Raw genomic sequence first — 9,615 nt, forward strand, 5'->3', positions numbered from 1 at the left:
TGTCCTTCAAGCCTGTCCTTCGTTCAGCTTGCGACTACGGCTGTTCCCTGGTCACGGTCCGTCCCTGCAGCTCCCTGGCACGTCCGTCCCTGCAGCTCCCTGGCACGTCCGTCCCTGCAGCTCCCTGGCACGTCCGTCCCTGCAAAAACGTTCGCTCAGGTGTAGAACCCGGAACTGTCCGCCCAGCAGGCCTGAGACGTCCAGGCTACCTCTCCAGGGAGCGTTCCTTGTCGGCATCCTGCGTGTACGCGTCGTCGTAGGGCGCAGTCCGAACGTCTGCGAATTCGAAGCGCGCGCCCCCGCTGGCACTCTCGGTGACGGTGAACGTCCAGTCGTGGGCGGCGGCGATGTCCGCGACGATGCTCAACCCGAGCCCCGAGCCGGTCGACGAGGTGGTCCACCCGGACTCTGTCACGGACTTTCGTTGCTCGGGCGGAATCCCGGGGCCGTCGTCAGCCACGTAGAACCCGCCCTCGAAGACACCGACGGTGACGGTGACGTCGTCGCCACCGTGCTCGACGGCGTTCCGGAAGAGGTTCTCGAACAGGTGGGTCGCACGCGTGTCGTCGGCGTACACGAGCCCGTTGGCGTCCACGGACAGCGACGCGTGCGCCGTCGCGACGTTCCGCCAGCACTTCCAGGCGATGCCGGAGAGTTCCAGCGGCTCGACGGACTCGACTTCGGAGCCGCCGCGCACCATCGTCAACGCGTCTTCGATGATGTCCCGCATCCGGTCGTGGGCGCGCTCGACCTCGTTCAACCGACTCGTGTCGCCGGTCTCGGCGGCGAGTTCGAGGTTGCCTTCCGCGACGTTCAACGGATTCCGGAGGTCGTGAGACAGTACTTCCGCGAGTCGCTCGAGGCGGTCGATCTGGTGATAGAGGTCGCGCTCGTACCGGCGCCGTTCTGAGACGTCCCGGAACATCGCGACCACGACTTCCTGTCCCTGGAGTTCGAGGTGCTGGGCGCTGATCTCGACGGGGACGTGGTCGCCGTCCGTGGGTTCCACGAGCACGTCGTCGCCGTTCTCGAAGCGTGCGATCGTCTTCTGTTCGCCCTCCGGGTGGGCGTGGAACAACTCTCGGTACCGCTGGGATTCCTCGCTGGGGTGCAGCGACGTCACGTGAGCACCCACGAGGGTAGCGGCGGGTGCGTCCAGGAGTTCGGTTGCGGCCTCGTTCACTTCTATAATCTCGCCCGTCGTCGCGTCGATGACGAACGTGGCGTCCGGCGCCGTCTGCATGACCGTCCGGTACTTCTGTTGGAGTCGCTCCCGTTCGCTCCTGTCCCGGACGGCGGCGATGACCTCGGTCTCGCCGTCCGTCTGGATCGGGCTGAGACTGACGTCCACCGGGAACGTGGTGCCGTCCCTGTGTTCGGCGCGGAGTTCGAGTCCCGCGCCCATCGGCCGTGACTCGGCTGACTCGAAGTACGCCTCGCGTTTCTCGGGATGGTCGACCTCGGCTGCGTCCGGGACGAGCACCTCGATCAGTTCGCCCTCAAGCTCCTCTGGCGCGTAGCCGAAGATCTCCTCGACTCGCGCGTTCGCACGCCGGATGACACCCTCGCGCTGGACGACGAGAATGGCGTCCGGGGAGTTGTTGAAGAAGGCTGCAAGTCGCTCCGTCGTGGTGTCTACACTCATCTCGGCGTGGGTTCGCGGTGGACTACGGGGGACACAAGTGAATAAGTGTTCGATTCTTCCAACTATCTGGAAATCCCGACCCGACAACGCGGGGCCCAGGGTCGGAACGGTAACTCGGCGGGCGTGAGCGACACCAGCCCTACGCGGAGCGACAGCGCCCCCGCTCGAAGCGACAGTGCCCCCACTCGAGGCGACAGCGGCCCTACGCGAGGTCACTGAGGCGCGCGACGCCGAACGGAACAAGCGCCTCGGCCGGGTCGAGGCCGCCGTGCATGCCCGCGAGCGCGAGTTCGTCTGGCTCACTCCGGTGCCAGAGCGCACCCTCGCGGGGCACGACCACCAGGTCGCCGCAGTTCCGGTGGAACGCCGCTCCCGGCTCCCCCATGCCCCAGAGTCCTTCTTCGAGCGCCTCGTCCCGGGAGTACACCAGCGCGTCGAGGTCCGACAGACTGGCGCGCGCCGCGCCCACGTCAGTTACCCGCAGGTGGACGTTCCGCGGGCCGCCCAGGACCAGCGGGGCGCCGGAGCGGTCGGTCTGCACGTACTCCAGGACGCCGGTGTCGTCGAGTTCGGTGCCGTCCTCGACGGGCACCTGGCCGTGGTCCGCGACGAGACAGACGACCGTCTCCTCGGCCACTGCACTCGAGAGCGTTCCGAACGCCCGTTCGAGCGCGTCACAGACCGCTCCGACCTGTATGTCGTAGCGTTCGCTGTCCGGGCCGTGGTGGTGGCTGACAGTGTCGACGACCGGGTAGTAGGCGTACGTGTACGACGGCGCATCCGACTCCCGGACGGCGTCCCGCACCGCGACTGCGAAGTCCGTCGTCCGGTCGTAGTGGCGGGCGTTCGCGCCGACCAGCGACGCGTCACGGTAGCCCGGACCGTAGTCCGGTTCCACGACCTGTGCGTCTACGCCGTCCGCCCCCAACCGTTCGTAGATTGGCTGCGCGTCGAAGAGGGCTGCTGGTTCGACGGAGATTTCGCCGCCGTCCTTCGGCGCGTACGGCAGCGTCTCGTAGACCGTGTCCGCCGCCGGGTCGTAGCCGTTCCACCCGAGCAACCCGTGTTCGACGGGCTCCGAGCCGGTGTGCATGGTTGTCACGCAAGCCGCCGTCTCCGAGGGATACGTGGACGTCAGCGGCGTCACGCGACCCGCGACCACGAACGACTCGAGCAGCGAGACGTCCCTGTGGACGCGCTCGAACTGCCGGAACCCCAGCGAGTCGAGGAACACGACGACCACGCGCTCCGCGTCGGTCGCGACGCCGTCGAGTGCGCGGTCCGGGAGCTCCGAACCGAGGTCTGACCCCACCATCGAAGCCGCTGTCGCGGGAATCCGGGAGAAGCAGAATCCGTCGTACGCCGGCCGGAGGTAACCGGCAGCGAGTTCGTCGGCGGCGAGGTCCGCGGCGAGGTCCGCGTCGAGCATACTCCCGAAATCACACTCGAACTGGCAAAACTGCTCCGGTGGACTGGCACTCCCTCGCACGGCATCCCTCCCCGACGCCCTCAGTGCGTCCGACCGCTTCAACGATCGACGTCGGCGCCGAGGTCCGCGAGCGCGTCGAAGAAGTCGGGGAAGGAGACGTCGACGTGTTCGGCGCCGTCAATTGTCGTCTCGCCGTCGGCGACGAGGCCCGCGATGGCCAGCGACATCACGATGCGATGGTCGCCGCGGCCGTCGAGGTGTGCGCCACCGAGGTCGGAGTCGCTGCCGTGGACGACCAGTTCGTCGGGGTGTTCCTCCACGGACGCCCCGAGTTTCGCGAGTTCCTCGGCCATCGCCGACACGCGGTCGGTCTCCTTGTACCGGACGTGTTCGGCGTTCGTGATGTGTGTCGAGCCGTCCGCCGCCGCGCCAAGCACTGCGATCGTCGGCAGGAGGTCGGGTGTGTCCGCGACGGAGACGGTAACGCCGTCGAGCGCGCTCCGCTCGACGAAAATCCGCCCCGTGGATTGCTCCCAGTCCACGGCTGCGCCCATCTCGCGGAGCACGTCGACGATTGCGGCGTCGCCCTGCGCGCTCGGTCGAGCGCCCTCCACGACCACCTCCTCGTCGGCCGCGAGCGCGCCAGCAGCGAGCAGGTACGACGTCGACGAGAAGTCCCCCGGGACCTCGTACTCGCCGTCTGTCGGCTCGTAGGTCTGGCCGCCGGCCACCCGGTAGCCGTTCGTGCGTTCCTCCGCGTCGACGCCGAACGAGTCGAGCACGTCCAGCGTGATGTCGACGTACGGCGCGGACTTCAACTCGGTCGTCAACTCGAGTTCGACGCCGCGGTCGGTCACCGCGCCGGCCATCAGCAGCGACGTGATGAACTGCGAGGAGACGTCCCCCGGGATTTCGACGTGTCCGCCCTCGATCGGGCCATCGACTATTAGCGGCGCCTGGCCGTTCCCGCGGGTCGAGCGCGCCGTCCCACCGAGGGACTCCACGGCGTCGAGGAGCGGACCCTGCGGCCGCGAGCGCAGCGACCGGTCGCCCGTCAGGACGGTCGTACCGTCCACGAGCGCGGCGGTCCCAGTCACCAATCGCATCGTCGTCCCGGAGTTCGCGCAATCGATGACGTCCGCCGGGACCGCCGGGTCGCCGAGGAATCCCGTGATTTCCCAGTCCCGGTCCACGCGTTCCGCGTCGCCGTCGAAGCGGTCGACCGCACGCGCCGTCGCTTTCGTGTCGGCGCTGACCAGGGGACCGCGCACCAGCGCGCCCTCTGCGTATCCCGCAGCGAGCAGCGCCCGGTGCGTGTAACTCTTCGACGGGGGTGCGCGCGCCGTCCCGCTCACCCGGGAGTTCGCTACAGTCACTTGCATACGCGAGGCGACGGCGGCGGCCGGTATCAGGATTCCGACGCCGGCCAGTTTCTGGACCGGGCAGCCCGGATTCTGTGCGCCGGATCCCGGCCGCGGAACCCCGCCCAACCGACCGGATACGGTAGCATTTTGGCGACCGCTCCACGAGTCGCCTGCATGGACCCCGACTTCGCGCGACTCGACGAGTATCTCGACGAGAACGGCCTCGAGGGCTACGCATTCCACGACGACGCGTCGAACAGCGACCTCTACTACGTCACCGGGTTCTCCGCCCCGGACCCGTTGTTCGCAGTCTACACGCCCGAGGCCACCGGAATTTTGACGTCCTCGCTGGAGTACGGTCGCGCGAAGACCGAGGGCCGCGCCGGGGTCGTCAAGCGGCTCTCCGACTACGACTTCCACGCAAAGCGCGAAGACCACGACAGCGAGACTGCGTATGCGCTCGTCGTGGACGAGTTCCTCGCGGACCTCGGGTGCGACTCGGTCGCCGTCCAGCGCCGGTTCCCGGTCGGGGTTGCAGACGACCTGCGCGACAACGGCGTCAACGTCACCGTCGACGACGACGGCGTGGTGTCGGACGTTCGCGCGACGAAGACCGACGAGGAAATCGAGCACGTGCGGACCGCCCAGCGAGCCAACGAGGCGGCGATGGCGCGCGCCGAGGAACTCATCCGGGGCGCGGACGTCGACGACGACGGTCACCTCGTCCACGACGGCGACGTGCTCACCAGCGAGGACGTCAAGGAAGCCATCGAGATCGAACTCCTCCGCCACGGGTGCGCGCTGGACGAGACCATCGTCGCGTGCGGTCGGGACGCCGCGGACCCCCACGACCGCGGGAGCGGGCCGCTGGCGGCCGGCGAGTTCGTCATCGTGGACATCTTCCCGCGGGACAAGGACACGAAGTACCACTCGGACATGACGCGGACGTTCCTGAACGGCGACCCGACGGACACCCAGCAGGAGTGGTACGACGTCACCGAGGAAGCGTACCGCGCCGCCCTCGACGCTGTCGAACCCGGCGTCTCCGGCGAGGACGTCAACCAGGCGGTCGTCGACGTCTACGACGACCACGGCTTCCCGACGATCTACACCGACCCGGAGACCGAGACCGGGTTCATCCACTCGACGGGTCACGGCGTCGGCCTCGACGTCCACGAGAAACCGTCGCTGGCGCGCGACGGCGAACAGCTCCGCCCCGGTCACGTCATCACAATCGAGCCCGGCCTCTACGACCCCGACGTCGGCGGCGTCCGCATCGAGGACATCGTCGTCGTCACCGAGGACGGCTACGAGAACCTCACGGACTACGACATCTCGTTGTCGAACTGATTGCTCGGTGCGTCGTCGCGGACGAACGCAGCGCCGAACTGTCCCGTATCCTGTGGCCGGCGGCGCCGAACTGTCCCGTATCCTGTGGCCGGCAGCGCCGGGCTGTCCCCTGCGACGCTCGACCTACTAATCTGTCTGTGGCTTCCCCGGGGTCGGGCGCTCGCTGGCCAGCCGGATCGAGTAGTTCACCAGTGACTGCATCCGGTCGACGGCGTCCAGCGCGGCCTCGATTTCTTCCGCGTCGTCGCTCGCGTCGTGCGCGGCTTCGAGGTCCGAGCGGAGCGCCTCGATGGAGTCCAGGAGGTCAGCGGAGAGCACATTCGTCAACTCGAGGAGGTGGTCGCTGTGCTCGGCGTCCTCGTCGACGACGGTGCGGAAGTGCACGGAGAGCCCGTCCTCGGACGGGAACGCGCGCACCTCGAAGGTTTTCTCCAGGGGCGGATACCGATCGCGGAACGTCACCGGTTCCTGGGCGGCCATCGCGCGGTGATACTCGGTGTAGAACTCCGTGCCGACGGCACCTGGGAAAACGTCCCAGAGGTTCTTCCCGAGCACGTCGTCGGCGTCCACTTCCAGTATCTCCTCGGCGGTATCGTTGACGTACGTGAACTGCCAGTCCCGGTCGAGCGCGAAGAACCCGTCCGTGATCCGCTCGTAGACGTTCCGCGCGAGGTCGTTCAACATCGCGACGTCCTGTTCGGCGCGATACGACGCGCTCACGTCACGGCACACTCTCGCGAGCGCCCCGAGCGGATCCTCGACCTCGCCCTCGCGCACGTACTCGGTCACGTCCAGCGAGATCGCCTCGCTGGCGACCGACGACGCGTCCGCGGCCTCGTAAACCACCACGGGTACTGCGGGGTCCGTGTCCCGAACCAGCCGCAGCACCTGGAGCGCGTCAGTCTCGCCTGTCGTGTCCGACGTGACGAGGGTGTCTGTGTCCTCAGCATCGTCAGTCGCGTCTGCATCGTCAGTCGCGTCAATAGCGGGGTGCGCGTCGGTGCTGGCGCCGACAGTGTGCTCGACGGCGATGCAGTCGACGGCTCGCTCGGAGAGCGCGTCGATCGCCGCCGCCGCAGTCCGGACCGTCGTCACGGTCAACGGCTCGTGCGTTTGGAGCTCGCGCTCCACCGCCGCACACATCCGCGGGCGCGCACTCACGAACAGGACGTCTATCGTGTCGCCCATGAGCGGAAATACAGTGGTGGTAAGACCTCTTGGTGGATAGTCTCTGGGGGCGTTGCGGTCCCGGCACGGCGGTCTGGCGTCACGTTTCGCCGCCGCAGGTCAGGGCCCCGTCGAACTCTCGCCCTGGAGGTCGTGGAACACCGCCAGGAAGTCCTCCTCGTCGAGTTCCATGACGAGCTGGTCGAGGTCCTCGCGCATCTCCTGGACGTTCTCGCAGAGCTGCTCGTACCGCGCGTCGTTGGAGAGCTCCTCCGCCGATTTCGACGTCTCGATGGTCGCGCGCTTCGACGCCAGCGCGAAGTACGTCTGGACTTCCTCGCTGTACAGCGAGCGCGCGAGCAGCCGGCTGACCAGGGACTCCAGCTCAGCGCGCTCGATGGGTTTGACCACGTAGGCGTCGAATCCGAGTTCGAGCGTGTCGAAGTCGGGGTCGACGGCGGTCACCATCGCCACCTTGCAGTCGTAGTCGGTTTCCCGAATGTGGTCGAGAACGACGTCGCCGGACTGCTCCGGGAGTCGGCGGTCGAGTAACACGACGTCCACGGACGCGTCGAGTTCGTCCAGCGCGTCCTCTGCGCTGTACGCGGTCCGGACGTGGTACGTCTCGGACAGCCAATCCGCGAACAGGTTCGCGAGTTCTCGCTCGTCCTCGACGACGAGAACCGTCGCCGTCTCTGTCATCTACTCGTCACCAAGTCTGGCTGTTCTTTTAACTCTTTCCCGAACTGACAGCGGGCGTGGGACAGCTTGGTCGGCGGTGGCCACCGACCAGCCGCGACGTGGTCACTCGGTCGTCGACAAGTAGATCGTGATCGTGGAGTCCTCGTCCGTCTCGATAGTCGCGCCGCACTGCTGGGAGAGCCAGTAGACGGCCCAGAGGCCGATGCCGGACCCGTGCTGGAGCGGGGCCTCTTCGACGCCCTCGAGTGCGCGGTGTTCCTGCGACGGGATTCCCGGCCCGTCGTCCGTCACCCGAACGAACGGCCTGCCCTCACTGCCGGCTGGATCCTCGCTCCCATCTCGGGCTGTGATGGTCACGTGCGGCGTCCCAGCCTCGTTGTGTTCGACGGCGTTTGTCAGTAACTCTCGAACCGCGAGCCGGAAGCGCGCGTCCACGGCTACGTCGGCGTCGGCGGTCACCTCGATTGTCGCGTCCGGGTGGTCCGAACCCACGCGGTCGGCCTCCGTCGCGACCAGTTCGGCCAGCGGCGCGCTGGCTGCGTCGTCCTCGCGGAGCACGCGCTCGACGACGCGCGCCTTCTCGCTGACGGCGAGCAGGTCTTCGGCGGCGGTCTTGATGCTCCCGATGTCGCTAGCCGATTGTTCTCCCGGCTCTCCGTCTGACTGAACGGGTTCCGGGGCAGCCCCCCCGACCACGATCTCGGCGTCCAGGCGGTCCTCGAGCCGGCTCGCTCGACCGAGAACCACGTTCAGCGCGTTCCGGACGTTGTGGCGGAGCACGCGGTTCAACACCCGGAGCCGCTGGTCGCGTTCTTCGCGACTGGTGACGTCGCGGGAGACGCAGACGAACCCCTCGGTGTCGAGTGGCGTCACGGACAACTCCTGGGGGTACGTGTGGCCGTCGTCGCGGCGCGCGAGCACGTTCCCGTGCCAGTGGTCGCGTTTGTCCGCGTCGAAGTCGTCGAAGACGTCGCCGAGTCTGGTCTGCGTCTCGGTCGGATAGAACTCCGTCCAGTGCACGCCGACGACGTCGTCCGGTCCGCACCCGCCGTAGTCGTCGCAGAACGCCTGGTTGGCGTACGCGACCCGGCGTTCGTCATCCAGGACGGCGATGCCGTCCATCGCGGTGTCGAGCGCGCGCCGGAGGCGGCCGTGAGCGCGTGACTGCTGGCGGTCGCGGTCGCTGTAGGTACCGGCGACCGCCGCGCCGAGCGCGCCGATACTCGTGTGCTGGATGAGCACGTGGTTTATCGCCGCGCCAGCGCCGTAGGCGTTCACGGCTATCGCCCAGAGGTCGAGCGTGAGAACGACGCCGGCACCCCCGACCGCCCAGACGAACACCGCGTCGCCGCGGGCGACCTGCGGCCCGAACACCTGGAACCAGAGGCCGTAGGCGAGCAACGCGACTGCGGGCAGCACCGTCGCCGCGACCACCATGACGTCGTTCGTGTCGTGGATGGCGAAGTGGGTGACTGCGGCGACCGTGAGCGTCCCACCGAGCGCCGCGACCAGCCAGTCACGGGCCGCATTCCGCTCCGTGAACCTGGACGCGGACAAGACCATAGAGGCGCCCAGCCAGTCACCACACAAAAATCCTCACGTCGAGTTATCACGTCCGCGAATCGCAACGATTGGTCTCCGGTTCGCGGCGTCCGCGTGACTGTCTCCGGTGTCGCAGCGCCGGTCGCCGGCCGGGGTAACGAACTGTTTTTGCCGGGTCGGCCGCTAACGTGACTCGATGGACGTACTCGTGGTGGGCGCTGGCGACGTTGGCCGCTGGTTCGCGGACCTGGCGGACGCGCCGGTGACGTTCACCGACGTCGACGAAGACCGCGCGGAAGCGGCCGCTGCGGCGCTCGACCGCCGGGCGCGAGCCGTCCCGCTGGACACCGAGGAGTCGTTCGGGCTTGTGGTCGTCGCGGTGCCGATGGCCGTCGCCGTCGAGACCCTCGAGCGCC

The 9,615-nt window shown here is 67.9% G+C and carries 7 protein-coding genes and 1 pseudogene; 2 read left to right on the plus strand and 6 right to left on the minus strand.

The annotated features are described in order from the left end of the window. Window positions 1–205 precede the first annotated feature (205 nt). The 3 genes from GRX66_RS12915 to aroA form a co-directional block, all read right to left on the minus strand. Window positions 206–1,645 (minus strand): PAS domain S-box protein, encoded by a 1,440-nt coding sequence (locus tag GRX66_RS12915; protein ID WP_159526932.1) that lies wholly within the window; start codon window positions 1,643–1,645, stop codon window positions 206–208. A 202-nt stretch (window positions 1,646–1,847) separates the two neighbouring features. Further along, window positions 1,848–3,074, minus strand: coding sequence for an alkaline phosphatase family protein (locus tag GRX66_RS12920; RefSeq protein WP_159526933.1), 1,227 nt, complete (start codon window positions 3,072–3,074; stop codon window positions 1,848–1,850). A 98-nt stretch (window positions 3,075–3,172) separates the two neighbouring features. After that, window positions 3,173–4,456 carry a 3-phosphoshikimate 1-carboxyvinyltransferase gene (gene aroA, locus GRX66_RS12925; protein ID WP_159526934.1) on the minus strand — a complete coding sequence of 428 codons (1,284 nt, stop codon included), beginning with the start codon at window positions 4,454–4,456 and terminating at the stop codon, window positions 3,173–3,175. A 156-nt stretch (window positions 4,457–4,612) separates the two neighbouring features. Here aroA and GRX66_RS12930 point away from each other — a divergent pair, with 156 nt between their 5' ends. After that, on the plus strand, window positions 4,613–5,788 hold the full coding sequence (locus GRX66_RS12930) for a M24 family metallopeptidase (RefSeq protein ID WP_159526935.1): 1,176 nt from the start codon (window positions 4,613–4,615) through the stop codon (window positions 5,786–5,788). Between the two features lie 126 nt (window positions 5,789–5,914). Here GRX66_RS12930 and GRX66_RS12935 read toward each other — a convergent pair whose 3' ends face one another. The 3 genes from GRX66_RS12935 to GRX66_RS12945 form a co-directional block, all read right to left on the minus strand. Further along, window positions 5,915–6,976: a PAS domain-containing protein gene (locus tag GRX66_RS12935; protein WP_159526936.1), complete on the minus strand. Its 1,062-nt coding sequence runs from the start codon at window positions 6,974–6,976 to the stop codon at window positions 5,915–5,917. 99 nt (window positions 6,977–7,075) lie between these two features. Beyond that, window positions 7,076–7,657, minus strand: a complete 582-nt coding sequence (locus GRX66_RS12940) for a HalX domain-containing protein (protein WP_159526937.1) — start codon at window positions 7,655–7,657, stop codon at window positions 7,076–7,078. Between the two features lie 102 nt (window positions 7,658–7,759). Then, window positions 7,760–9,220 (minus strand): PAS domain-containing protein, encoded by a 1,461-nt coding sequence (locus tag GRX66_RS12945; RefSeq protein WP_159526938.1) that lies wholly within the window; start codon window positions 9,218–9,220, stop codon window positions 7,760–7,762. A gap of 175 nt (window positions 9,221–9,395) precedes the next feature. On the opposite strand from GRX66_RS12945, the pseudogene GRX66_RS12950 reads away from it, so the two are divergent. Then, a pseudogene (locus tag GRX66_RS12950) lies at window positions 9,396–9,615 on the plus strand (prephenate dehydrogenase); the annotation flags it as partial.

Source organism: Halobacterium bonnevillei, from assembly GCF_009831555.1.
GTDB lineage: Archaea > Halobacteriota > Halobacteria > Halobacteriales > Halobacteriaceae > Halobacterium > Halobacterium bonnevillei.

Excerpts from the sequence above, each read along its gene's own strand:
- GRX66_RS12915 (WP_159526932.1), bottom strand. The coding sequence starts at position 1,645 with ATGAGTGTAGACACCACGACGGAGCGACTTGCAGCCTTCTTCAACAAC.
- GRX66_RS12920 (WP_159526933.1), bottom strand. The coding sequence starts at position 3,074 with ATGCTCGACGCGGACCTCGCCGCGGACCTCGCCGCCGACGAACTCGCT.
- aroA (WP_159526934.1), bottom strand. The coding sequence starts at position 4,456 with ATGCAAGTGACTGTAGCGAACTCCCGGGTGAGCGGGACGGCGCGCGCA.
- GRX66_RS12930 (WP_159526935.1), top strand. The coding sequence starts at position 4,613 with ATGGACCCCGACTTCGCGCGACTCGACGAGTATCTCGACGAGAACGGC.
- GRX66_RS12935 (WP_159526936.1), bottom strand. The coding sequence starts at position 6,976 with ATGGGCGACACGATAGACGTCCTGTTCGTGAGTGCGCGCCCGCGGATG.
- GRX66_RS12940 (WP_159526937.1), bottom strand. The coding sequence starts at position 7,657 with ATGACAGAGACGGCGACGGTTCTCGTCGTCGAGGACGAGCGAGAACTC.
- GRX66_RS12945 (WP_159526938.1), bottom strand. The coding sequence starts at position 9,220 with ATGGTCTTGTCCGCGTCCAGGTTCACGGAGCGGAATGCGGCCCGTGAC.